This window comes from Cupriavidus sp. FW305-26 (genome assembly GCF_058787975.1).
This window is the reverse complement of record NZ_JBYTAH010000005.1, coordinates 129,571-151,945: the sequence shown is the minus strand read 5'-3', so window position 1 is coordinate 151,945 and position 22,375 is coordinate 129,571. Positions and strand designations below refer to the sequence as shown.

The window sequence follows — 22,375 nt, the reverse complement described above, 5'->3', positions numbered from 1 at the left end:
CAACGACAGCGGATTTACCCGAGTCGCAGCCTCGAACTTGCCGGTGATGTCGATGAACTTCCCGCCACTCAGGAGCGCCGTGATGCGAGTGGATCTGTCCTTGTCGAATCGGATGCGGCGAGCTTCGTGCCTGCCAGCCTGGGAAACCAGGAAGTTCAGGAACACGGACTTACCCGCACCGATTGGGCCAATGACGATCAGGTGGGCATTTCCACCGGGCTGGTGCAGGTCGACACGCTGCGCGGTGCGATGGCGGGTGGGCAGGCAGGTCAGCGGTGGCACTTCCTTGCCTGCCTTGTCCGAGAGCCAGTCGTTGCGCGAGGGGCCGGGCATGACCGATCGGACCGGGGCGAGGTCGGAAACCGCGGGCGTCTCGACGAACTGCAGTCGGCGCTGCTTGTCCCAGCGGCCGGGCAGGGTAGAGTTCCAGGCGGCCATCAGATTGGCTTTCTCGCGGATTGCCCCGAAGCCAGCGTTGGTGAGCGCCCCAACCACCTCGCTGACCGAGTCCTCGACGGCCGCCTCGGAATCACCGTAGACGATGATGGAGATGTTGGCAAAGCCGTGCTGCGTGTTCTTGGCCGTTAGCCGCTGGAGCGCTTTGCCAGCTTCCTTGGCCAGTTCCTCGCGGCCCTCGTCGTTCTCGGCCTCTTCCTTGGCGAAGTACTGCTTCAGGATGGAGCGGATGTTGAGCGCTGCCATCTTGTAGAAGCGCCTCACCTTTTCGATGTAGGCCGCAGCGCGAGCCGTGTCGAGGAATCGATACATGATGCAGACATCGAGCTCGGCGTCGAGCTGCATCAGGCTGTCCAGTGCCGCTTCCTGAAAGCTCATCCATTCCTTAACGGCGACGATTGCCGCGTACCGCTTGCCATGGGCGGACTCGAACAACAGGCGCTCGGCGCCGACGGTCACTTCGGATTCGGTCAGGTGGGTGTCGAGCAGCGTCACCGGGTAGCGAATGCGCCTCGGCGGAACGCTCGGATTGGCAGCCTGGTGCAGGGCGGCGTAGCTTTCCTGCATGACAAGGCGGCGCGTGCGCAGACGCGGCACGCCGCCGGTGAAGGCGTCGAGCATCGACTCGAAGCGACGCGCATCGGTCGAGATCTTCTCCAGATCAAAGGCAAAGGCGCTGCGCGCGAAGAGCGTGTCCTTCGTCGCCTCGAAGATCGCCGCGTAGATGGACTTGCCACCGACCGTCATGTGGAAACCGGCCTTGTCGAAGAACTTCGCGATGCCGCTCTCCGGCGTGTAAGCGAGTGCCAGCGAGTGGGCATTGTGGAAGTACTTGCCGGTCGTCATGTGCGCCCGGTTAAGGGCGTCCAGACGCTCGTCGGCCTGCGAGGCGAACTCTCCTTCAACGTAGTCGCGAGCGCGCCGATGGCTGATCTTCCACCACGCGGTAATCCGGTTGTCGAACGTACGGCATGCCTGGTCCAGCTGATTGCGCGCAGACGTGATGTCATTGCTGTCGGGGCTGTCGGCGTCCACACCCTGAAACGCGTAGGAAGCGAGTAGCGACCCATCCTTGTTGAGGACGAGTTCCGGCGTAATCGATGTCAGCCACGGCACCAACTCATAGAGGGGACGGCGCTTTAACTTCAGCATGGCAGGTCGCTGTCAAAGCCGTAGGGACGGCGAAAGAGGGTATGCAGCTTGCCGTGCCACGGGGTGGACTCGTACAGATCGCCGTAATGGTTATAGACGTTCAGAATTTGGTTCCACCATGGATCCCGGGTCGTGAGCCAGCGCAAGAGCGCATGAAACGCCATGCCCATCAGCACCACCGCGACGGGGATCTTCCAGCCGCTGCGGAACGTCACGTACACCAGCAGAGCGACCACCGTGCCGTTGGCGATGGCCAGTCCGCGCACGGCCCCGCCGATTTGGCGAGGGCGGGATAGCCCAATGCTGACGTGGTGTTCGCGCATATCAGAATCCGGAGCACTGGGCAGCAACGCCGAGCGTCTTCATGATCGCCGGGGCTGCAGCGGCAAGACCGATACCGATACAGATCACCGAGACGAACTTCATGATGGTCGACTCGGAGTTGGCGATACCGATAGCGCCCAGGACGATCAGGATCAGACCGGCGACAAAGAGGTACTTCGTGTTGATGAACGTGGCGATGCCGCAGATGAATTCGCCGAGGTTGCCGAGGAACCCGTAGTCGGCCGCGACGGCGGATGTGGCCACGCTCAGCATGCCGACCAGGACCAGCATCGACGGGGCGTACTTGCGCGCCGTCTTGGCGGCACATTGAACAAACGGGGAAGACATTGGAGAGACTCCTTGGTTTAGAAAACGCGTTCGATGTCGTAGTCGTTGTTGCGGAAGCCCTTGATCTCGATGATTTCCGAGACGTGCCGCATTTCGCCGGTGCGGCGCATATGCACCACGTAGTTAAAGCACTCAGCGATGAGCTTGCGCATGTCATCCAGTTCCCAACGAGAGCCTGGCGGGATGCCAAGCATCGCCAGGCTTTCCATGCGGGAGAGGGCCGAGCGGGCGTTGTTCGCGTGTAGCGACGCCATGCCGCCGTCGTGACCCGTGTTCAGCGCTTGCAGCAGGTCGAACGCCTCCCCGCCGCGGACTTCGCCAACGAGGATGCGGTCGGGGCGGAATCGCAGGGCGAGCGCGACCAGCTGTTGGGTGGTCACGTTCTTGTCGGTGTTGGAGAGCAGGCGGACCGTATTGGGTACCCGCGTTTTGAGTTCCATCGTGTCCTCGATGGTCAGGACACGCTCGCCGTCGGGAATGTTCTCGACCAGTGCGTTCAAGAATGTGGTCTTGCCGGAAGATGTGCCGCCGGCGACTAGGATGTTCTTCCGCTGCAGGACAAGCTCAATGAGGGCATCCTTGAGCGCTTCATCTTCGACAGAGCCCGTGAATATGGGCTGATCGGTGTGTTTGCTGCAGGCGTGCCGGGACGAGAAGGCCCCCGCCTTCACATAGTCGCTAAGAGAGAGATTGGTCTCGCGGTGCCGGCGGATGCTCAGCGCATGGCCGTCAATGGCTGTGGGCTGCATGACGGCGGCGATCCGAAGCCCTTTGTGGCCCGCATTGATGATGCCTTGTGCGGTGCCCCGCACCGCAGACTTCTGCACCGAGGAAGCCAGGGAGCGAACAGCACCTTCCAACTTTGCGGGCTCGATCCTCACGTCCAATCGCGTCATCTCGCCGCGCCGCTCCACCCAGATGCTGTCGTGCCTGTTGACCATGACCTCGGCCACATCGGACGCATCGATGTAGGCGCGTATTGGCGCGAGCGATTCAAAGAACATCGCGACCGCGCTTTCTTCGAGCTGGCTGAGCTGCAGGACCGGGTGGTTGGTAGCGGAGGATTCCATGCCCGCTATTGTTGGCGGGCGATGAATTCTGTGGCGCGTGGAAAGCCATACGATTTTTGCTAGCTTTCTACGGTTCTCCGGTGAGCACGGCCCTGTTCTGAGCCAACGCGTGGTCTGTGGTGTGAGGGAAAAGTCTGAGCATGCTCATGCTGTTTTCCCGGAAAGGCTTATCAAAACCACCGGCTTTCCGGGCAATCCTCGGTCGGAACGGTGCGATATAGAGGAACGACGAGGCAGGTATCGAACGAAGCTGCTTGCCGTCTGGCAAAGTCCGCCACGGAAACCGGGCGTCGCTACAGCGCCAGGGGCACGCTCGAGCGCCCTGCGTGGTCTGGCTAGAAGGCGGAGATTCTCGGAAAGCCGCGCAAAATCACATGGCTTTCTGCGACCTGGAGGGTCCACTTCACTGCTTAAATTGGCGGCATCCCAAAGGACTGCCGCAGCATGCGCTTCTTCCGCAAAAATTCCGACAATGCCAAGCCCCTCGCCGTTGCGCCAGGGATGTATGGCAATGAAAGCCCCGAGCAGCTGATCTTCGATCGCACCACGAGAATTTCCGTGGAGCGCAACCATTGGAAGGTCACAACCCTCGGCCTGGGCTGCATTGCGTTGGCGGCGATCATGACGCGTGAACCGCCGCCTTCGGTCGTGAAGGCTGTAGGCGTGTCGGCGGATGCGAGCGGCAAGCCGATCGTGCGTGAGCTTGAGGCGTTCCAGCCGGAAGGCATTCAGTTGCAATGGGCCCTCAAGGATCTCGTGACGCGCTGGTTCACCATCGAACCGATCCTGACAACCCAGGTAGAGGACTCACGGATGGCGCGCAACCTGCGTTCTGTCCGCGAACAGATGATCGGATCCTCTCGCAAGCAGTTCGAGGATTGGGTGGCAGAGGATGAGCCGTTTCGGCAAGTCAGTGCGTCGGCAACCCTTGTCCGCGAAGTCAAGGTAACCAATGTGGCCGTCCTGCCCGACAGTACCGTCGCGGTGGAATTCATTACCACCACGACGGAGGACGGCTACAAGCCGCGCAAGATGCGGTACGCGATGACGTTCCGCTACCAGGTAAAACCGCCGACGAGCGACGCCGTGCTTGGCACCAATCCATTCGGTGTCCATCCCGTTTTCTTCAGCCTCCAGAAATCGCCGGCATGAGGCCGGGTCTACGCTCATGGATATCCGCAAGTCATCTCCGCTGAGTTCCCTGGTTGCCGCCGCTGTGATGGCGCTGACACTTGCCATACCGGACGCGCACGCTGCCGATAAGCCGGCGCGTCGGGTCAACGCCGGCGTCGCAGGCCTTGGCATCGGCGATATTAGCGACGCCATGAACCCGGCCAACCCCTTTAACGGCGGCGTGGAGCCGATCGCGCTGCCGGGTGACTCCCGTCTCGTTGTCTTTACCTACAACCGCGATCAGATCTTTCGTGTGCTGAGCGCGCCGCTCAAGATGACGACGATCGAGTTCCCCGAGGACGAGCAGATCGTCGGCGAGCCGGCATGGGGCGAGAGCGTCCGTTGGGATTACGAAACTGATGGCCTGAACCATCTGTATGTGAAGCCGCAGGCGTCTGGCCTGGTGAATACGCTGTCCGTCAACACCAACAAGCGCAGCTACGAGTTCACGCTTGTGTCGTCGCCGCTGGGAGGCATCTTCTACCAAAAGGTGCGATTTCGTATCCCCACTTCGTTTGCAGCCAAAGTCAAGGCGCGCGGTGACGGGAGAGGCGAGCAGGCCGATGGCAGGGCCGACTTGGGGCTTCGCAATCCGGACGCCGTCGCCGTGGCACCGGAGCAGCTGAATTTCGAGTATTCCATCTCGGGCAGCGCCAGCTTCAAGCCGGAGACTGCCTTTGACGATGGCAAGGCGGTGTGGTTACGCATACCTAAGGGCGCGGACTGGCCGGTGCCGCTTGCCAAGGACGGCAGCGACTACGTGGTCGTGAACTTCATTCGCCGTGGTGACTTCTTGGTCGTACAGCGGCTGGCGGAAGCCATCGCGCTGCGCTCCGGAAGCGAGGAAGTCAAGATCGAGCGCGGTCGCCGGCGCGTCCTGGAGCTGTTCTGATGCGCGATCGCAAATCGTCCACCGGTGTCTCCGATGTGACGGATGCGCAGGAGCGCGCTGTCAAGGGGAAGCTGCCGCGCAACATCGTCACGGCGCTGGGCGTGATCGTCGCCGTGCTGGTGGGCGGGCTCGGATATTACTTCCAGTCGGTCAGTGAAGAGCAGTCCGATGCCAAGGCGGAGCAGGACCGTGCGGAGCAGCTGCGTCAACGCTCCAGCAGCGGCGACAACGGGCAGACGCTCGACGCCACGATCCGTGAGCAGGCCGAGAGGGCACGTGCTGAAGCGGAGCGGCAACGCGCATTGGCGCAGAAGCCGGACACTGGCAATACGCCGGTGATGACGGCGAAAGATCTTGTTGGCACGACCAAAACTGCAGCCGATGTAAAAAAGAACGAGGAAGACGACATCTTCACGTCCTCGATCTACAAGAAGGGCATGCGCAAGTCCCAGATTGGGCAGGCCAAGATGCCGGCCGGACTTGCTGATCTGACTGATCCCGCGCAGATGCGGGCGCTGCAGCAAGCCGCGGTGGCCCGTGCCAACACGGCCAACGGCATGCCGGAGGCTCCGGAACCAGCCGTCTCGCCGGACAAGCAGTTTCTCCGCGAAGCAGGTGCCATGACAACCTTGCGCACCGGCTTTGACGGCAAGCTCCCGAAGTGCACGCTGAGCCGAGGCTTTGTCATCCCGGCAACGTTCGCGGGCGGCCTCAACTCGGACAAGCCCGGCGAATTCCGCGCAACCGTCTCGCAGGACGTCTACGACACGGTGAATGGCCGGTGCAAGGTGATCCCGGCCGGCAGCACCCTCGTAGGCACCTACAGCGCCGAGGTCGCGGTCGGCCAGGAGCGAATCCTTGCCGCGTTCGTCCGTATGCAGCTGCCCAATGGGAAGACAGTACCTCTCATGAGCATGCAAGGGGCGGACCCGAACGGGTACTCCGGCATCAGTGGAGACGTCAACAACCATTTCTGGAAGATCTTCAGTGGTGCACTGGTGATTGGTCTGCTTCAGCAGCGCTTTAATGACAGCAATACAGCCACCACCGTGGGACCGTCTGGTCTGACGACGTATGGAAATGCAGCCGGCCAGATTGCCGCTCAAACTGCTTCGACCATTCTGAACCGCAACCAGAGCATTCGGCCGACGATCACGACCGAGCCGGGCCAGAAGATGATGGTGCAGGTCAAGCACGACATGGTGCTGGAGGCATATCGTGACTAAGACGATGATTGCCCTGACCACGCTGGTACTGGCCGGCGCGGCGCAGGCCGCAACGATTCAGGCTGTGATCAGCCCGAATGCCGTGGTAGTGCATGCCGATGGGAAAGACCGGCTGCACACAATCGCTGGAAAGCCGGTCCTGTATTGCGGCCTCGACGCGTTCCTCGGTTGGTCGGCGAGGCTGGTTGGCGCATCGATCGAACCCGGGGCCGAGGACGGTCCAGTCGTCCAACTCGACGGGAAGACTGTGCCGGTCGCAGTCCTCCTCGCACGCGAAGGCTGGCTGCGCCCGCCTGTCCTCACCGAAGCAGCGCAAGTAGCGCTCGCGGAGCGCCGTGGCGGGTGGGCCTGTTCGCCGAAGACCGAGCCCTTCGCTCAGATGGGCCAACGCTTGGATCCCAAGATCACGGCCGGCATCGCGATGAATGAATCGGCATACCGCGGCCGCCCTTGGCCGTGGACCTTGAACGTCGCGGGGCGCGGTATGTTCTTCGCCACGCGCGAGGAAGCCTACGCGGCCATCAACCGTCTGCTGGCCAACCAGCGCTGCGATTTCGATGTCGGTCTCATGCAGGTGAACTGGTGCTATCACGGCAAGCGCTTCTCGTCGCCTTGGGAAGCGCTCGCACCGGCGACCAATATCCGCGTAGCGGAGGACATCCTGACCGAAAACCTGCGGCGCAGCGGCTCCCCGATGAAGGCCGTGGCGTGGTACCACAGCGCCAATCCGGAGCGCGGTGGCCCGTACTTCGCTCGTTTCATGAATCACGTCGCCCAATTCCGATGATCAGGTCGCTTTTTTTCTCCGCGCTGGTGTTGACGGCGAGCGCTCACGCTGCGACCGATACCGAGCCACTGGATTTCGATTACCAGGTCGTTGCACGGGCTGCCGATCGGCCGGCCCTCCTCTTCAATGACGGGCTCTCGACGTATATCCAGCCGCGGCCGGGCCAATTGGTGCAGGCTGACGGTGCCCTGCAGAACGGGCCGTACTGGGTGGTCGATGGTGTTCCCGATGTGGTGCGCTATTCGGCCAACGGCCAACCGGTCGTCGCGCGTTGGAAGCGATCCAACGGCTTCACGTCCGAGCCGGCCAATCCGTTGGGCGATCTGCCACGCGCGGCGATTTCGGGCAGGCTGGCCTTGATCGGCAGCTATGCGAGTTTGCCACTGGTGCGCGCAGGACGGTCGTCCCTGCCTCTGGCGCAGATGGTCAAGTCGATCGCGCCGGCCGGCTGGACCGGAACGGCGGATAAGAACATTCCACTGACCGAAGACGTTTCGATTGCCCTGCATGGGGGCGAGAACTGGCTCCAGGCGCTCGCGCGGGTTCTCGATCGCCGCAATCTTTACGCGGAAGTGGACTTCACTCGCCGCAACATCGCATTGCGGGTGGCGCCGCCGAAGAGCTTCTCGGTGGTGGGTGACGCGTCGCCGACGGGGTCGGGTGGGCTGGTGCAAGCCTCCGCGACAGCAGCCGACACGGTACCCGGCGGCGCAACGGATACCGCAGCGGCGGTGTCGGCAGCCGGCTCGCCATTGCCGGAGGGCCCAACCCTGGCTTCGGCCTTCGGTGCCGTGGCAATTCGTGACAACAAGCAGGGTCGCATCGAGATTCGGTTCGAGCAGGAGCCCAAGGATCTGGTGTTGCGCGACCCGTCAGATAGCAAGATCTGGACGAAGTGGGACGAGGCCCAGCGCGTGCTGTCCTTTGCCACCGTCGACCGGTTCACGGCCATAGCCAACGGAAAGTCCGTGAATGTGCAGCGCGTGCCGGAGATCGACTACGTCTTTCCGCGAGAGAACGGTGCCGGGTTGGAGATGGCGTTTGAAAAAGACGGCGCGACCTACCTGAGCTTCGTCAAGTCGATGGTCAGCGTATCGGTCTTCGGCGATGACCACCAGCGCAACGGTGAGCAAAAGGACCGCTACTACAAGTTCAACGGCGTTGCGGCGCGATTGACGGTGATCGCCGACGGCAACGTGGTCTACGTGGATCGCGTGCCGCAAGTGCGGTTCAAAGAGCAACCCGGAAAGGTGGCGCTGTGATGATCCGCAAGATCGGAGCGCTGGTCGTCGCTTCCCTGCTGGCTGGGTCGGCCTATGCCGACTGCCTGGATGATGCCGCTGTGTTCCATGGGGTGAGTCAGCTCTTGCTGCGGAGCATCGCCATGCAGGAATCCGGCATGCGGCCATGGGTGACCAACCGGAATGCCAACGGCTCCGAAGACATTGGGCTCATGCAGATCAACTCGATTCACTTACCGCGGCTGGGCAAGTACGGCATTACGCGCGCTCACCTCTTCGATGGCTGCGTGAATGCCTACGTCGGCGCCTGGATTCTGCGCGAGAACATCCAGCGCTTCGGCCCTACATGGAAGGCCGTGGGCGCCTACAACGCCGCGTCGCCCGACAAGCAGCTGCGTTACGCCAATCAGATCCATGTCCGGTGGCAGGCGCTGCAGCGCGCCACATTGCGGTAGTTCCTTCAGTTCATTCGAAAGCAAAGCTATGCGCCAATCCAACCGAACCATCCGCCTCGCCGGGACGATCGCCTCGCTGGTGGCCGGGCTGTGCGTCACGCCGGCCGCCAACGCTTCCAAGGCGCCCGGCGCGAACGCAGCACAACAACTGTCGAGCGACGGGTGGCAGTCATTGCAGTCCGGTCGCACGGGCAAGGCCACTGGCGGGGAGGCGGCATTACTCGCCGCGGTGTCGCCCGCCCGGACCACCATCACCGGCAGCGCCGTGCTGGGCTCCGGTGACCCGCCGCCCGCTGCGGTTGCAGCAGCGCTGGCGCCGCAAGAGTTCAGGCTCGTCAAAGGCGAGCCTCTGCAACAGCAGCTTCAAGGCTGGGCTGCCCGGGCGGGCTGGACGGTGGCATGGAATGTCCCGGACGGATGGATCGTGCCGGGCGATAAAGCTTACGGCAATGACTTTGAGGTTGCCGTCAAGCGCGTCGTTGAAGAACTCGCCAGCAATGGTGCGGACGTGGTCGGCGACAGCTGGCGCGGCAACCGCACGGTGATCATCAGCCAGAACGGAACGGTGCAATGAAGATGCGAAGCAAACGCTTTACGGCGACTGCCGTGGCAGCGGCCACGTTGATGTCCGGCTGCGGCGTGATCGAAACCCGCAATGTACAGAATGCGATTGGCGCCGAGGCCAACGCACACTATGCCGATGCGCCGCGCAGCCGGCCGGTGTTCCGTGTGCATGAGGGCGCATGGCTGATGGGCGAGAAAGTCCGCGCAAGCAAGCCACAACCGGATATCTACAGCAAACATGTGGTGTTCAAAGGCAGCATCGGCTCGCTGACCGAGGCGGCCAACTGGATCGCGCAGAGCGTCGGTGTACGCGCCACCGTGGACGCATCTGCGCTGGCCGTCAGCCCGCCTTCGGTACAGGCGGCAGCCGGGACGCGGCCGGGCGGGCCTATCCCGATGGGTGGGGCGCCGCGTTCGGTGGACCTCAGTGCGCCGCTGGGCGGCAGCGCGTCGGCTTCGGTGAATGGCGCAAGCCTGGCGTCGGCATTGCCGCTGACCCTGCGCTATGAGGGCAGTTTCAAAGGCTTCCTGGATGCGATCGAGGCGCATTTTGGCGCGTGGTCTCGCTACAACGACGGCACCGTGGCCTTCTTCAGGACAGAGACCCGTACCTACATGCTTCCGAGCCTGGCGGACTCCTCAGCCATGAATGGGTCGATCACGACGTCGGACAGCAGCTCCGGGGGTATCTCCGGCGCCAGCAGCAATGGCAGCGGCGCTGGCGGCAGCAGCGGGGGAAGGAGCGGTCAGTCGATGACCTCGTCGGTCGAAATGAAACCCTGGGAAACCCTCCAGCAAACGGCGAAGGCGGTTGCCGGCGCGAGCGCCGAGGTCGTTGTCGACAAGAACCTGGGCACCTTGACGGTCACTGGCGACCCGGTGCAGTGCGATCGCGTCGAGCAATTTGTGAAGAGCCTGGCGGCCATGTACGGCAAGCAGGTGGCCATCGATGTGCAGGTCTACGAAGTCCGCGTGACGCGCGAGGACAACTACGGCTTGAACCTCTCGCTGGCTTACCAAAGCTCCAGCGGCCATACCGGCGTTTCCTTCAGCTCACCCAGCACGCCGACCATCTCCGGTAGCGCGTCGCCCATGAACCTTGGCGCAACGATCATGAGCGGCCCGTTGGCGGGTAGCAAGGCGGTCGTGCAGGCACTTTCCAGCCTCGGCAACGTCTCGCAGGTGGTGTCGCGCTCGGGCGTCACCCAGAACGGCAAGGTGCTGGCCCTGCAGACGGCAACCCTGCAGGACTACGTGCCACAGTCGCAGACGACGTTGGCGGCGAATGTCGGCTCCACCAGTTCCATCCAGACCGGCACCGTGACCTATGGTTTTACCAGTGCGTTCCTGCCCAAGGTCGTCGATGGCCGGATCCTGATGAACTTCGACATGACGTTGTCGGATCTGCTGCCGCTGCAGCGATTCAACGCAGGTGGCGACGCGAATCAGACGAGCGTGCAGTTGCGCACCATGCCGACCAATCGTTTCGCGCAGTCGGTAAGTCTCAAGCCTGGCGAATCCCTGGTGCTGACAGGCCTGCGCAACCAGAAGGCAGCGACGACCAACAACGGAATCGGTGAGCCATGGATGGCTGCGCTGGGTGGCGGTGTCGGCGCCACCAAGGGAGACACGGTCATCGCAATCGTAATCTCGGCCCGCCTGCTGTAACACAGAGACAACACCATGCAGAAACGCGCATTGAATCTTCGTTGGGCTGCGGCCGCCCTGACCATCGCCGCTGTTTGTCTGTCGGCTACCGCCGCTACCACCGCGGGGTTGGCCTCGCCCAATCCGGCCGCCGCTGCGATTGCCTCAGTTGGGGCAGGCCCGGTGACATCTCAGTCCAGTCCGACGGCGCAAGCGGTCACGGACACCACTGCAGTGAAGGCGGCGGCGTCGCCCACCACTGCCGGCGCGCCGGTCGAAGCCGCCCAGCCGTCTCGGCACACGGATGCGCCGGAACTCGCCGCGCTGCAGTCTCAGCTCGCACTGTGGAAGGCCCGTGCGGAAATCGCCAAATACAAGGCGGAAGTGAAACGGTCGGAGGAGTCGATGACGGCCGCGCCCGCGGGGGCGCCGCAGCCAGGCGGAGCACCGTCGATCTCGCTGACCGGTCCGATGCCGACGGGTGGGACCATCGAACGCAGTCCAAGGGTGTCCTCGGATGGGACGCGCCTCGTGTCGCTGCGTGCCTTCGATGGCCGCTACAACGCCATTCTCGATGTCGGCGGGCGTGCCGTGCCGGTCCAGGCCGGTGACACGCTGGACGGCGGCTGGAAGGTGGTGGGCATCGATGACGCCGGCGTGAAGCTTGCCAACGGCAAGCGTGTGCGCACGCTGAGGCCCTGAGCCATGGCCGAGATCCTGTCATTCCCCGGGCTAAAGGGCGGCTTTGCGATTGGCTTGTCGTGGCTGCACGAGGAGGCGCAGCCGAGTAAAGGCGCCTTGCGTGCAAGCGCGCTGGAGCTTGGCCGGAATGTTCGTTGGGGCGTGGTCCATGAAAGCGCCGAAGGTGCCGTGCAGAGTGGCTTTTGCGAACCGATCACCGGGGCGAAGCCGGCTGGATTGAAGCCGCTCGCCGCCATTGTGGCGAGTCAGCATCGTCAGCCATGGATGGGCCTCTTTCACCTGCAAGGCAGCCGTTACTGGTATGTGGCGGTCAGGCAAGGCCACGCGGTCATCTCCGGCGGTGATCGGGTCGGCACGCTGGAAGAGTTGACGGCAGTCCGCGCGCACCATCGGGCGCTGGGCGAATGGACGGAGGTAGAGGGAACGCTGCGCGACCTGGCGGCGATGGCGCGCACGTCGAAGGGCGTGTCGGCTATGCGGGACGTCCTGACGGGGCCATGGAAGTCGACGGCTTATGTCGCGGCCGCGATGGTGGGGACCGCCTCCCTCGCCGGGGGCGGGTGGTATTGGTACGACCAACAGCAGGAGGCGGAGCGCGAAGCCCAGTTGATGCGTCAACGCGCAATCGCCGCCGCACAGCGCGCCAATGAGGCCGCCCGGCAACGGGTGTTGCCTTGGGTGGAAGAGGCCGCGCCGGCGGCCTTCCTTCAGGCATGCCGTCGAGCGTGGGACAGCCAAGCGCTCGCGGAGGCTGGTTGGACGCTCGCCGGATGGCACTGCAAGCCAGCCACCTCGACGACCCTGACGATCGAGACGAACTGGAAGCGGGATGGCGGAGTTGCCGCCAATGCCCCGGGCGTGCTCACGTCGGACGGGAACCAGGCGAATGCCTCGTCCAATGCCCCGGCCGCCTTCCTGCCTTCCGCTTCGGCGGTCAATTCCGTTGCGCAGGCTCAGCGGTCAATGTGGACCTACGCGCACGGCAATGGCGTGGGCTTGCAGCTGACCACGCCGCCGGCGCTGCTTCCGTCAAACGGCAATGCACCGGTTGACCCGTGGCTGGCGATGACTGCGGAGATCGCGTTCGGCGCGCCGCCCTGGCTGGGCGCTGGCGCCGGCCTCGATGCCGTGCCTGGCTTGCGGCTCACGGAAGTCAGCTACGACGCAGCCGCTCAGACATGGAAGGGAACCGGGAAGCTGTACGCAATGCGGGACGGCGCGTCGCCGCCCTTGGCAGCCCACCACAACATCGGGAACTCACGATGATCGGGACCATTTCGCGCCTGTGGCGCAATCCAAGCCGAAATTCGGAACGAGGCGCTGCGTTGGCCATGCGCGCCGAGCCGTCTGTAAAGTCCGCCGTGCTGACATTGCCGGCGCCACCGGAGGTGCTGGCACCCCATGTCCTCTATCCGAAGACGCTTCCGGCCACCTTCGACCGGGTTGCCTGCAACATGAACCGCCTGACGGCAGGGCAGGCAGAGGCTCTGCGTCAGCGTGCATCCGAGAGCGCTCTATATGTGGAGGATCTCGCCGAGGAGTTCGACCTCACCAAAGACGAAGTGCAGCAGGTGCTGACGGTGCACGGTTGCGACATCTACGTGGATGCGCGGCACTTTGGTACCCCTCGCTTTCTTACTTGGGAGGCCAAGCTGCGGCGCAGCGGTGCCGCGCCGCAAGTCCGAAAGGTGTCCGCGCAAGAACTGTCAGTCCTGCGGCAGCAGCGCGGTACCGGCCAGTTGCAGGACGCAGACCTGCATACGTTGAGCCTGGCGCGCCGACTGATTGCCGATTGCGCCCTGCTGGTCGCCTCGGACATCCATATCCTGGTCCGTGAGCACCATACTGAGATTCAAGTACGGGTCAAAGGGGATCTGCGCACGATATCGGCTCTGTCCATGCGCAGGGAAGAGGGGGAACGCCTAATCCGGGCGATGTATACGGGCTTGGCCACCGTCAAGGCCGCCACCTATAACCCGCTAGACGTCCAGGATGCGCAGATTGCGGGTGATGCGCTGCCCGGCACAGGCCTTTCCAGTGTGCGGATCGTCCGCGGGCCGGCCTATCCGGTGGAGAGCGGCGGCAGCTTTCTCGTGGCGCGTCTGCAATACCGGGAGCATGACCAGGGGAGCAAGAAGGCAGAAGCCTTCGAGGCGGCGAAGCGATTGGACCTTCGCATGCCGGATAGTCCCATGGGGGACTTCAAGCTCGGCGAGATGGGATATACGCCCTTGCAGGTGGAACTGATCTCGCAGCTACTTCGTCGGCCCATGGGAGTGGTCATCGTGACGGGTCCGACCGGTAGCGGCAAGACGACGACGCTATTCGAGTGCACACGCCATCAGGCCCGGCTGTTCCCCCAGAAGCGGCTGATCACGATCGAGAACCCGACCGAGTACCCGATGGACTGGGCGGTCCAGCTTGTCACGGAAAGCGAGCGCTTCCCGGAGATGCTGCGCATGACACTGCGTATGGACCCGGATGCCGTACTGCTGGGCGAGATCCGGGGCGTCGAAGAAGCCATCGCAACGCTGCAGGCCGCAGCCACTGGTCACCTGGTGCTGACCACCCTGCACGTGACTGACCCGTTCGAAACCTTCTTGCGGCTTGTCATGCTGGACCACGTGCGTCTGGCAATGGAGGTGATCTGCAATCACAACCAGGTCATCGGTCTGATTGCGCAGCGGATCGTCCCGTTGCTGTGCTCGGAATGCTGCGTACCTATTGAGAGTGCGGCTGAGCCGTTGCCTGACTACATGATGCGGGCGATGCGCTCATGGGGGGATTTGTCTGGGGTCCGCGTTCGCGGCGCTGGCTGCGAACACTGCCATGGTGAAGGCATTGTCGGCCAGCAGGCAGTCGCAGAGGTCGTCTTGACCAGCGAGGCGCTGATGCAGGACTGTATCAACCACGGGGTGTTGGCGGCGAGGCGCAACCACAGGGCGCGGCCCGGCTCGGACAAGCCGATGATCGCTCACGCCATGGACCTTGTCTTGGCCGGCAAGCTTGATCCGGTTGACGCCGAGCGCAATGTCGACGCGATTCCGATGCGGGAGGAAGTGTGAACGGATTGTCTTGGGGAATGCGACGACGCCTGTATCAACAGGCGTCCAGTCAGTTGGAGAACGGGCTGACCCTCGCCCAGATTCTGGAGGATTTCCGCGAGCGGCAAGCCCGGCGCGGCCGAAAGCGCGCGGCAGAGGCGGCTCACGAGGTGGGTCGCCAGGTACGCGACGGCAAGACACTGATGGCGGCAATGGGGGCAAGCCTGAGCGATCTCGAGCGCAGCGTGCTGGACGCGGGCGAGAAGGCGGGGCAACTGCCCGAAGCGATGCGGCTTGTACTGGACGTTCGGGACTTGACGACACGTCTCCGCCAAAAGCTGCAAGCGAGCTTCTTCGCGCCAACGGTGTATCTCGTAACGCTCTACGTGGTTTTGTTGCTGATCGGTGGCTACATCGTCCCGCAGTTCCTTGACATACTGCCGCTCGAAAAATGGACCGACTGGGCCTACGCGATGTACTGGATGGGGCAGCTGGCGGTGGGGTGGCCGGCGCCAGTGATTTTCGGCGGGCTAGGTGCCTATGCTGCTTGGAGTTGGTGGGCGCTGTCTCGATGGACCGGGCCTGGCAGGCGAGTCTGTGACCAGCACGTGTTCCCATTCACGGCGTACCGGGAGATCACCGGCTTCACCTGGCTGATGTCATTCGTCGCGCTGTTGCGGGCGAACGTACCTGACATCGTTGCGCTGGAGGGACAGATTGGCTCGGCTTCGCCCTGGTTGGCGTCAAGGCTGCGGCCGATCCGTCTGGGGCTGGCTGATGGACTGGATCTGGCGGAAGCCATGCGTCAGACCGGCAATGGGTTCCCGTCCTTGGATCTGATCGATGAGATTGGCGCGTATGCGGGCTTTGATGACTTTACCGAGAAGATCACCGTGGCTGTTCGCCAGAACGCCGAGGTCATCGAGCGGCAGCTGCTCGCCAAAGGGATGGTGATGTCGGCGATCTTCACCGGGTTGATGTTCCTCGCCTTCGTGGTGCTGCAGCTCGGCTCCAACTCCCTCTCGGCGATCCTCACGTCCTCGATGGGACAGTTCTAACAATCGGCGTATTTCAAACTAAAAAGGGGTATCGAATGGATGGAATTCTTGGGCGCATCGTCGCGATTGTCTTGGGCCTGCTCGCACTGGTTGGCATCGCCTATGCGGGGTACAACGGCTTCCAGAGCCATAAGGCCGGCGTGGTCGCGACCAACATCACGCAGCTGATCACGAACGCGCGTGCCGGGTTCTCGCAGGGGAACAACGGCTATACCAACTTCACCACAGCGAACATCGCGGCCATGATCGCGGGCGGCATGTTCCCGACGGACATGGTGCGCGGAACGACGCTGGTGGATCCGTGGGGCAATGCGGTCACGCTTTCGTCCGCCAACAATGGCTCGCAGGGCGTCATCACCTTCGGGGGCGGGAACGGACAGACCGCAAAGCAATGCGTAAGCACCGCCGTTGGTCTCAAGGACTACGTGACGCTGACGGTCGGGTCCACGACGTTCAACCAGACCAACCTCCCGGACCAGGCTACCGCTGGTGCGGCATGTAGCGCTACAGCGGCGTTCGCGCTGACCTTCCAGTAACCAAGGCGGCGTCGCGGGAACAGCGAACGCCTCTCCATCGGTATCACGTCCGCGATGGAAGGCAAACGAAATGGGGGCGTGGCACTTAAGGGGTATGACATGGATGGGATTCTTGGGCGGATCGTCGCCATTGTTCTGGGCCTGCTGGCACTCGTTGGTATCGCCTACGCGGGCTACAACGGCTTTCAGAGCCACAAGGCGGGTGTGGTGGCAACCAACATTGCGCAGGTGATCACAAACGCCCGCGCAGGCTTCTCGCAGGGCAACAACGGCTACACGAACTTCACGACGGCGAACGTGCCGGCCATGATCACGGGCGGGATGTTCCCGACGGACATGGTCCGTGGCACGACGTTGCTCGACCCTTGGGGTAATGCCATGACGCTGTCGGCCGCGAACAGCGGCTCCCAAGGCGTGATTCGGTTCGGTGGTGGCGGCGCCCAAACGGCCAAGCAGTGCGTTAGCGCGGCCACCGGCCTCAAGGACTACGTCTCGCTGGTGATTGGGACCACCACGTTTACGCAGACGAACCTACCGGACCAAGCTACTGCGGGCGCTGCCTGCAGCGCAACTGCCACCTTCACGCTCACCTTCCAGTGAGACCCCTAGCCGGCGCTGGTTCCTGAGGAGGACGACATGGGTTACCTGATCATGCCTATCGCAACGGTCCTGTTTTGTCTGGGGTTCGTGGCGCAACTCATGCAGCTGTCGCAAGCGGCGCCCGGCGCCGGTGTGCCCGGTCGTATGGAATCGGCCGCGGCTGTCACGGCACAGCAGGCGCAGGCTTACGGCGCAGCGTGCATTTCGACCGCGGGTGCCACGCCCGGGCTGGTCGGAGCCAGCGTGGTGCCGGTGCTGCCCTCAGGGATGGTGACCCCTGCCGGCGCGGGCTGTATGGCAGTGGCCAACCCCGGTGGGGGCAGAGACGTGTACGGGTATGTGCGCGTGTCGTCGGGCGCGAGCGCAGCGCTGCTTGGCAGCACCCAGGGGAGTCTGGCGTGGTTTCGCGTCCGAAGCCAGGGCACGGCCGTCAATATCGCCACCGGTGTGGCCTATCCCGTGCCAGCGACTATTCCTGTGGGATCGCTGGTGCACTGGGTCCAATTGAATACCTGAAAGTCGCATGGAAGCCATACTCGGATACATCATCGCGCTGATGCTCTCAATGCTGAGCCTTGCTGGCTTCGCTACGTGGGCGAAGGCCGGCGTCACGAACGTGCAGACCGCTGCTGCAGCAAGCCAGATGCTTGTCTTTGACAAGGCAGCTCTGCAGTTCGTGCAGGACGAGGCCGCGACACTGGCCGCGCAGGCCACCGCGAGTGTGCCGGTCTCGGTCACGCCAGCAATGCTCATCAATGGCGGCTACCTGCCGGTCGGCTTCTCGTCGACGAATGTGTTCGGCCAGACCTGGATGCTGCAGGTCCTGCAGCCAACCCCTAACAACTTGCAGGCGCTTGTGACGTCGCAGGGTGGGCGGACAATCACGGACACACGCCAACTCGTTCAGATCGCCGCGCAGGCCGGCGCGCAGGGTGGCTTCGTGCCCTATGCCGGACAGAATGGCGACCCCACGATGACGCCTTCCAATGCTTATGGGGCCTATGGCGCCTGGCAGGTGCCGTTGGCGAGCTACACCAACCCGGGCAGCGGCCGGCTCGCATCGTTGCTGGCCTTTACCGGTGCGCAGGCCAACAACGGGTACCTGTATCGCGTCCAGGTTCCAGGCCATCCGGAATTGAACCGGATGCAGACAGCCCTCGACATGGGTGGGAACGATCTCAACAACGCTCGGCGTGTGACAGCGACAGCTGCTCTGACAAGCAACGGTGACACATACCTGACGAGTACCGGCAGTCCCGGCGGCGCATGTGGTGTTGACAGATCGATCCGGACCAGCACAACGGGAACGGGGCTTGTGATCTGCTTTGGCGGCATCTGGCAGCCGATCGGCACGGCCGTGACCAATGTGACCGACGGAATGTGGTGTGGCAACAATGGCCAACTCGCGACGAGTGGGATGAACGTCGGCTACATCTGCAAGGGCAATCGGTATATCGCTTTGAACAACGCGCTGGGCAATATGTCGATCACACGGAAGTTTGAAAATGTGACCGACGGCATGACGTTCTCCAAGGATAGCTGCCCGGACGGCACGGCTTGGGCGCTCTACACGCCGAAGCAGGAGATGGTCAACATCACGGGGAACGTGATGCCGCCTATCCAAGGAACTATGTTCATGATGCACGACTACGGAACCTACTGGTACGCGCAGGCTAGTGCGTACTCGCCGGCGACCGGGTACAGCGGCAACGACACAGGTGCGCTGGGGGGGCAGTTGGTAGGCATCGTCACAACCGGTTGCACGTTCTAATACAGGAAGAATATGAAGCGCATTCTTTTGGCATGCGTCCTTGCTGCCGAATTCTCTGCAGCCAATGCACAGCTGTACTCGTTTCCGGCCCCTCCCATGACGGTTGCAGATTGCCGGCCGGGGCAGGTATGGATGCAAAGGAGCAACGGCTTGCCATACTGTGATACTCCGGTCCCACCGCCGCCCCCATGCTGCGTGCCACCGCCGCCGCCCGCGTGTCAATATGAGCTCTACCGGTTTGGCATCCATATCGGCGATATGGGTCAATGTTCAGCAGATGGCGGTTGTGAGGGCAAGGGGTACATGATCTATTTCGGTGGTTCCGTCGTCGCTTCCGAAATGTGGATTGGCTATATGGAGTGGCCTGAGGTTAACGCTCGGGCAAGTTCCGGCATTGCAGCAAGTGGATATCGTATTGGCGCGAGCAAAGGAACCTATCTGGGCAATGGCAACATGATGGGCCTCGCCAACTACGAAGTCTGTAGGTAACGTGTGAGGTCGGTCACACCCTATGGGAGGGAGCAGAAAAAGGCAAGGCCCGCCAAAGCGGACCGCCAAAGCGGGCCCTTTTCGCATTCACGCGCGATTGTTTTAGAATGCCGTGAAGCTCCACGACTTGCTGATCGCCACACCGTTGCGCGCGCCTGCGAACGTGGACGTGTAGGTGCCCGCTGTCAGCGGCTGCGTCGGCAGCATGAAGACGACACCAGCATACAGCTTGGCGTCCTCCACGGAGCCGGCCATGGAAACAGGCTTCGCCTTGGTGGGAACCAGGACACGTACCGGAATCGAGGCACCACCGGGTCCGGTCAGCGTGAAGCTGGAAACAGTCAGGACGTCGGTGGATTGGGGTGCCGGCACTCGGAACATAATGGGATGTCCGGCCGTTGACAGATCCGCGGCAGGGTTCGGCGATTCGCCGGCAGGCGTGAAAGTACCAACAACACGTTCGCCATCGACCGGAGAATAGACCATACCGGTGGCCGGCAATTGCTGCCCGCCCCACGACGGGAGCCCATAACCGCTCCCATTCGCACCGGTGGACAGGCCGAAGTTGATCACGCAGTAGCCATCCCTGTTCGCGATCCCGATTGTCTCCTGATTGCTGGTAACACCTTGAAGGTGGTACACCGAATTCTTGAAGCTATCCACGCAGAAGGGAGAGCTGGAAGCTGCTTGGCTCACCCACTGATTCTTCGTGGCCCCTGCAGCCACGGCTTGCTCGTAGGGGTTCACCCCCGTGAAGCCGGCGTTTCCTCGCGCCTCCTCGTGGGCTACGACTGAGTTGGCCTTCATGTATGCAAGGTGATTGTCAGCCGCTGCATCAAGGAAGGCATCCTGCCGCAGCGCGCCAACACCCATTGCAATACGATAGTTGTTGAGGTCATTATAGGAAGACAGGCGGAGGTCCCCTGCAGGGTAGGTTGGGGTGCCCGAGCTCGTGGCGGGCGGCACCGAAGTCGGCTCTTGCGGAGTCGTCGGAGTCGTCGGCGTGGTCGGGGGAGTGTTCGGCTCCTGCTTGGAGCCACCGTCGTCGCCACCACCACCGCCACATGCGGCAAGAGCGAGCGTCATGGCCGTGGCCAGAACCGAGAGAGCGAATTTGGAGTTTTTCATTTTTCTTCCTCTGACTTTGAATCGGCCGGGGATCGGTCCGTTACTTTTAGCTTAACGTCCGGGGCGCAAAGTCAAGTCCGCGCCCAGCCTCCGGCGGCGTGAGCATACACGAAGGGGAACATCACCTAGACGGCAAATTGGACCCAGAATTGACCCCCTGAAAGTGGGGTTCAACTGGTGTAGAGCTTCCTGCCGCAATGGTTGCAGATGTGGTGTTGCTGCATTGAGATCATCGCTTGGTGCCGCCACAACCGAATGCTGCGCGACCCGCAATACGCGCAACTCATGCCGTTCGTCGTTGCGCATTCAGGATGCTTCTCGCGCTACTGCTGAAGCGTTGGGGTCGCCCGTGATGGCAGCAGATACAGCAGGAAGAGGCCGATGTAATGCGTGCAGAAGCAGATCAGCGCCCACTTCCAGCCGCTTCGTCCCCATCGTCTGGCGAGCTCGTAGGCCAGGACCGCGGGCACCACAAAGACGACAAAAAATAGAATGGCAGTGTTCACAGCGTTCGTTCCTCTTTGACTTATTTGCGCCGGCGCGCTGCACCAATAGCGCCGCCCAGTAGCCCACTGCAGCCGGGGCAGGAGAATGCGTGGCTGAGTTCAATACGGGGCGCTGCGTTTGCAATGAGATAGGGTGTCCGGCATACCCTGCAAGGTGCCAATTCCAGTTGTGCATCGGTGGACATGGTTCGGCAAATGTGACAAGCCCGATCGGCGGAGATCTTGGACGCAGTTCCGAAGAACTTGTCGAAAAGATCGTAGGCCGCGATGAAAGCCTCCGGGACATTGGCGCCGAATGCCAATGCAATGCGATACAGCGAGACGATGATCGTCGCCTGAAGGCGGTGGGTCGGGTGCTCGAAGTACCAGGCGGTCGACGTCGGGAGCTGACCCGACGGCGACGATTTTCCGTGGATTTGCTGGAACAGCTTGCGGGTGCGGGTCGAAGTAATGCCCAGCAGCGATGTGATAGTCGAGGCCCTGCAGTGGCTTCGGACCATCATTTCGCTGTAGACCTTCCTCTGGAATGGCTCCAACCGGAGGTTCGTCCAGCTGTTCTTCGTCGCCATGCGATCGGCGCGTAGCGGGATGGAAGTCAGGAAGTGATGCCCATTCGAGTCGGGGCCCAGCCGATTGGAATCGAAGTCGATCCAGAACGTCCTGCTATGCAGGCGCCAACGGAAGATCGGGAAGTCGACTCGCGCAATGGCCATGTCAAGGACGTGCTGCGGGAGCGAACGCAGATACTCCGCTAGCTCCTTGGTGATTCCGAGAAGAGGCGCGGCCAGAATGCTGACATGGAGCAGCTCGACCATCAGCCATATGTAGTGGCGATTGTTGTAGAACAAGCGCAACTTGTCGTCGTTGGTCCAGCCAGGCAACTGGGAGCGCAGTGTGTCCACGGCCAGCGTGGTCGTTGTGTTCTCCGTCAAGCAACGCCAGTCCTGTACCTCGGAGAGCGTCGGTACGACAACGAGGAATGGGGTGCCCATCAAATCGCGCTGCGTGGTCTCAGCCTTGCGGACCTTGTCGACGGCACATTTGCCGATATGCAGCATCTGCTCAAGCTCAGGGTGCGCGCCGAGCAGCTCCGCAAGGTGATCGGTCAGGTGATAGTTTGCCGACCGAATCCGATCGCATGTCATCCGGGCGAGCTGCAAACGCTCAAATTCGGCGGTGGGGGAGTGCTGTTGCATAGCTTCTTGC

The 22,375-nt window shown here is 62.6% G+C and carries 24 protein-coding genes; 17 read left to right on the top strand and 7 right to left on the bottom strand.

Annotated features, from left to right (window positions below):
- The 4 genes from AC3WQZ_RS05675 to AC3WQZ_RS05660 form a co-directional block, all read right to left on the bottom strand.
- Positions 1–1,608, bottom strand: a 1,608-nt coding sequence (locus AC3WQZ_RS05675; protein ID WP_492300154.1) for a VirB4 family type IV secretion system protein, incomplete at its 3' end; no start/stop codon positions are given.
- Positions 1,602–1,931, bottom strand: coding sequence for a VirB3 family type IV secretion system protein (locus AC3WQZ_RS05670; protein WP_058698205.1), 330 nt, complete (start codon positions 1,929–1,931; stop codon positions 1,602–1,604). The genes AC3WQZ_RS05675 and AC3WQZ_RS05670, both read right to left, overlap by 7 nt.
- A gap of 1 nt (position 1,932) precedes the next feature.
- Complete coding sequence (locus AC3WQZ_RS05665; RefSeq protein WP_058698204.1) at positions 1,933–2,280, bottom strand: TrbC/VirB2 family protein; 348 nt, start codon at positions 2,278–2,280, stop codon at positions 1,933–1,935.
- Positions 2,281–2,297: 17 nt separating this feature from the next.
- The gene (locus AC3WQZ_RS05660) at positions 2,298–3,350 is read right to left on the bottom strand and encodes a TadA family conjugal transfer-associated ATPase (protein WP_492300153.1); all 1,053 of its coding nucleotides are present in this window, start codon (positions 3,348–3,350) and stop codon (positions 2,298–2,300) included.
- Between the two features lie 444 nt (positions 3,351–3,794).
- Between AC3WQZ_RS05660 and AC3WQZ_RS05655 the strand changes: the two genes are divergently transcribed.
- From AC3WQZ_RS05655 to AC3WQZ_RS05575, 17 genes are all read left to right on the top strand, one after another.
- Entirely contained in the window at positions 3,795–4,502 is a 708-nt protein-coding gene (locus tag AC3WQZ_RS05655; protein ID WP_454749594.1) for a VirB8 family type IV secretion system protein, read from the top strand.
- Between the two features lie 16 nt (positions 4,503–4,518).
- On the top strand, positions 4,519–5,415 hold the full coding sequence (locus AC3WQZ_RS05650) for a TrbG/VirB9 family P-type conjugative transfer protein (RefSeq protein ID WP_454749593.1): 897 nt from the start codon (positions 4,519–4,521) through the stop codon (positions 5,413–5,415).
- Positions 5,415–6,641, top strand: coding sequence for a TraB/TrbI/VirB10 family type IV secretion system protein (locus AC3WQZ_RS05645; protein WP_454749592.1), 1,227 nt, complete (start codon positions 5,415–5,417; stop codon positions 6,639–6,641). Before AC3WQZ_RS05650 ends, AC3WQZ_RS05645 begins: the two co-directional genes overlap by 1 nt.
- 4 nt (positions 6,642–6,645) lie before the next feature.
- Positions 6,646–7,428, top strand: a complete 783-nt coding sequence (locus tag AC3WQZ_RS05640; RefSeq protein ID WP_454749615.1) for a lysozyme family protein — start codon at positions 6,646–6,648, stop codon at positions 7,426–7,428.
- Positions 7,425–8,690 carry a TrbG/VirB9 family P-type conjugative transfer protein gene (locus tag AC3WQZ_RS05635; protein WP_454749591.1) on the top strand — a complete coding sequence of 422 codons (1,266 nt, stop codon included), beginning with the start codon at positions 7,425–7,427 and terminating at the stop codon, positions 8,688–8,690. Before AC3WQZ_RS05640 ends, AC3WQZ_RS05635 begins: the two co-directional genes overlap by 4 nt.
- The gene (locus AC3WQZ_RS05630) at positions 8,690–9,124 is read left to right on the top strand and encodes a lytic transglycosylase domain-containing protein (protein ID WP_454749590.1); all 435 of its coding nucleotides are present in this window, start codon (positions 8,690–8,692) and stop codon (positions 9,122–9,124) included. The genes AC3WQZ_RS05635 and AC3WQZ_RS05630 overlap by 1 nt, the downstream gene beginning before the upstream one ends.
- Before the next feature lie 28 nt (positions 9,125–9,152).
- Positions 9,153–9,698 (top strand): toxin co-regulated pilus biosynthesis Q family protein, encoded by a 546-nt coding sequence (locus AC3WQZ_RS05625; RefSeq protein ID WP_454749589.1) that lies wholly within the window; start codon positions 9,153–9,155, stop codon positions 9,696–9,698.
- Positions 9,695–11,356 (top strand): type II secretion system protein GspD, encoded by a 1,662-nt coding sequence (locus tag AC3WQZ_RS05620; RefSeq protein WP_454749588.1) that lies wholly within the window; start codon positions 9,695–9,697, stop codon positions 11,354–11,356. Before AC3WQZ_RS05625 ends, AC3WQZ_RS05620 begins: the two co-directional genes overlap by 4 nt.
- Before the next feature lie 15 nt (positions 11,357–11,371).
- A complete protein-coding gene (pilP, locus tag AC3WQZ_RS05615; RefSeq protein ID WP_454749587.1) occupies positions 11,372–12,037 on the top strand; it encodes a type IV pilus biogenesis protein PilP in 666 nt (221 codons plus the stop codon).
- Between the two features lie 3 nt (positions 12,038–12,040).
- Positions 12,041–13,303, top strand: coding sequence for a type 4b pilus protein PilO2 (gene pilO2 / locus AC3WQZ_RS05610; RefSeq protein WP_454749586.1), 1,263 nt, complete (start codon positions 12,041–12,043; stop codon positions 13,301–13,303).
- Entirely contained in the window at positions 13,300–15,102 is a 1,803-nt protein-coding gene (locus AC3WQZ_RS05605) for a GspE/PulE family protein (RefSeq protein ID WP_454749585.1), read from the top strand. Before pilO2 ends, AC3WQZ_RS05605 begins: the two co-directional genes overlap by 4 nt.
- Before the next feature lie 17 nt (positions 15,103–15,119).
- Complete coding sequence (locus AC3WQZ_RS05600; RefSeq protein ID WP_454749584.1) at positions 15,120–16,139, top strand: type II secretion system F family protein; 1,020 nt, start codon at positions 15,120–15,122, stop codon at positions 16,137–16,139.
- A 35-nt stretch (positions 16,140–16,174) separates the two neighbouring features.
- Complete coding sequence (locus tag AC3WQZ_RS05595; protein WP_454749583.1) at positions 16,175–16,675, top strand: type 4 pilus major pilin; 501 nt, start codon at positions 16,175–16,177, stop codon at positions 16,673–16,675.
- Positions 16,676–16,774: 99 nt separating this feature from the next.
- Positions 16,775–17,275 carry a type 4 pilus major pilin gene (locus AC3WQZ_RS05590; RefSeq protein ID WP_492300150.1) on the top strand — a complete coding sequence of 167 codons (501 nt, stop codon included), beginning with the start codon at positions 16,775–16,777 and terminating at the stop codon, positions 17,273–17,275.
- A gap of 36 nt (positions 17,276–17,311) precedes the next feature.
- Positions 17,312–17,791 (top strand): hypothetical protein, encoded by a 480-nt coding sequence (locus tag AC3WQZ_RS05585; RefSeq protein WP_454749581.1) that lies wholly within the window; start codon positions 17,312–17,314, stop codon positions 17,789–17,791.
- A 7-nt stretch (positions 17,792–17,798) separates the two neighbouring features.
- Complete coding sequence (gene pilV, locus AC3WQZ_RS05580; protein WP_454749580.1) at positions 17,799–19,046, top strand: shufflon system plasmid conjugative transfer pilus tip adhesin PilV; 1,248 nt, start codon at positions 17,799–17,801, stop codon at positions 19,044–19,046.
- 12 nt (positions 19,047–19,058) lie between these two features.
- On the top strand, positions 19,059–19,535 hold the full coding sequence (locus tag AC3WQZ_RS05575) for a hypothetical protein (RefSeq protein ID WP_454749579.1): 477 nt from the start codon (positions 19,059–19,061) through the stop codon (positions 19,533–19,535).
- 102 nt (positions 19,536–19,637) lie between these two features.
- Here AC3WQZ_RS05575 and AC3WQZ_RS05570 read toward each other — a convergent pair whose 3' ends face one another.
- The 3 genes from AC3WQZ_RS05570 to AC3WQZ_RS05560 form a co-directional block, all read right to left on the bottom strand.
- Positions 19,638–20,663: a CAP domain-containing protein gene (locus AC3WQZ_RS05570; protein WP_454749578.1), complete on the bottom strand. Its 1,026-nt coding sequence runs from the start codon at positions 20,661–20,663 to the stop codon at positions 19,638–19,640.
- A gap of 323 nt (positions 20,664–20,986) precedes the next feature.
- A complete protein-coding gene (locus AC3WQZ_RS05565) occupies positions 20,987–21,169 on the bottom strand; it encodes a hypothetical protein (protein WP_454749577.1) in 183 nt (60 codons plus the stop codon).
- A 20-nt stretch (positions 21,170–21,189) separates the two neighbouring features.
- A complete protein-coding gene (locus AC3WQZ_RS05560; RefSeq protein WP_454749576.1) occupies positions 21,190–22,365 on the bottom strand; it encodes a FlhC family transcriptional regulator in 1,176 nt (391 codons plus the stop codon).
- Positions 22,366–22,375: the final 10 nt, after the last annotated feature.

What these genes read in the sequence shown, in the direction of transcription:
- AC3WQZ_RS05670 (WP_058698205.1), bottom strand. Translation starts at nt 1,931, where the DNA reads ATGCGCGAACACCACGTCAGCATTGGGCTATCCCGCCCTCGCCAAATC.
- AC3WQZ_RS05665 (WP_058698204.1), bottom strand. Translation starts at nt 2,280, where the DNA reads ATGTCTTCCCCGTTTGTTCAATGTGCCGCCAAGACGGCGCGCAAGTAC.
- AC3WQZ_RS05660 (WP_492300153.1), bottom strand. Translation starts at nt 3,350, where the DNA reads ATGGAATCCTCCGCTACCAACCACCCGGTCCTGCAGCTCAGCCAGCTC.
- AC3WQZ_RS05655 (WP_454749594.1), top strand. Translation starts at nt 3,795, where the DNA reads ATGCGCTTCTTCCGCAAAAATTCCGACAATGCCAAGCCCCTCGCCGTT.
- AC3WQZ_RS05650 (WP_454749593.1), top strand. Translation starts at nt 4,519, where the DNA reads ATGGATATCCGCAAGTCATCTCCGCTGAGTTCCCTGGTTGCCGCCGCT.
- AC3WQZ_RS05645 (WP_454749592.1), top strand. Translation starts at nt 5,415, where the DNA reads ATGCGCGATCGCAAATCGTCCACCGGTGTCTCCGATGTGACGGATGCG.
- AC3WQZ_RS05640 (WP_454749615.1), top strand. Translation starts at nt 6,646, where the DNA reads ATGATTGCCCTGACCACGCTGGTACTGGCCGGCGCGGCGCAGGCCGCA.
- AC3WQZ_RS05635 (WP_454749591.1), top strand. Translation starts at nt 7,425, where the DNA reads ATGATCAGGTCGCTTTTTTTCTCCGCGCTGGTGTTGACGGCGAGCGCT.
- AC3WQZ_RS05630 (WP_454749590.1), top strand. Translation starts at nt 8,690, where the DNA reads ATGATCCGCAAGATCGGAGCGCTGGTCGTCGCTTCCCTGCTGGCTGGG.
- AC3WQZ_RS05625 (WP_454749589.1), top strand. Translation starts at nt 9,153, where the DNA reads ATGCGCCAATCCAACCGAACCATCCGCCTCGCCGGGACGATCGCCTCG.
- AC3WQZ_RS05620 (WP_454749588.1), top strand. Translation starts at nt 9,695, where the DNA reads ATGAAGATGCGAAGCAAACGCTTTACGGCGACTGCCGTGGCAGCGGCC.
- pilP (WP_454749587.1), top strand. Translation starts at nt 11,372, where the DNA reads ATGCAGAAACGCGCATTGAATCTTCGTTGGGCTGCGGCCGCCCTGACC.
- pilO2 (WP_454749586.1), top strand. Translation starts at nt 12,041, where the DNA reads ATGGCCGAGATCCTGTCATTCCCCGGGCTAAAGGGCGGCTTTGCGATT.
- AC3WQZ_RS05605 (WP_454749585.1), top strand. Translation starts at nt 13,300, where the DNA reads ATGATCGGGACCATTTCGCGCCTGTGGCGCAATCCAAGCCGAAATTCG.
- AC3WQZ_RS05600 (WP_454749584.1), top strand. Translation starts at nt 15,120, where the DNA reads ATGCGACGACGCCTGTATCAACAGGCGTCCAGTCAGTTGGAGAACGGG.
- AC3WQZ_RS05595 (WP_454749583.1), top strand. Translation starts at nt 16,175, where the DNA reads ATGGATGGAATTCTTGGGCGCATCGTCGCGATTGTCTTGGGCCTGCTC.
- AC3WQZ_RS05590 (WP_492300150.1), top strand. Translation starts at nt 16,775, where the DNA reads ATGGATGGGATTCTTGGGCGGATCGTCGCCATTGTTCTGGGCCTGCTG.
- AC3WQZ_RS05585 (WP_454749581.1), top strand. Translation starts at nt 17,312, where the DNA reads ATGGGTTACCTGATCATGCCTATCGCAACGGTCCTGTTTTGTCTGGGG.
- pilV (WP_454749580.1), top strand. Translation starts at nt 17,799, where the DNA reads ATGGAAGCCATACTCGGATACATCATCGCGCTGATGCTCTCAATGCTG.
- AC3WQZ_RS05575 (WP_454749579.1), top strand. Translation starts at nt 19,059, where the DNA reads ATGAAGCGCATTCTTTTGGCATGCGTCCTTGCTGCCGAATTCTCTGCA.
- AC3WQZ_RS05570 (WP_454749578.1), bottom strand. Translation starts at nt 20,663, where the DNA reads ATGAAAAACTCCAAATTCGCTCTCTCGGTTCTGGCCACGGCCATGACG.
- AC3WQZ_RS05560 (WP_454749576.1), bottom strand. Translation starts at nt 22,365, where the DNA reads ATGCAACAGCACTCCCCCACCGCCGAATTTGAGCGTTTGCAGCTCGCC.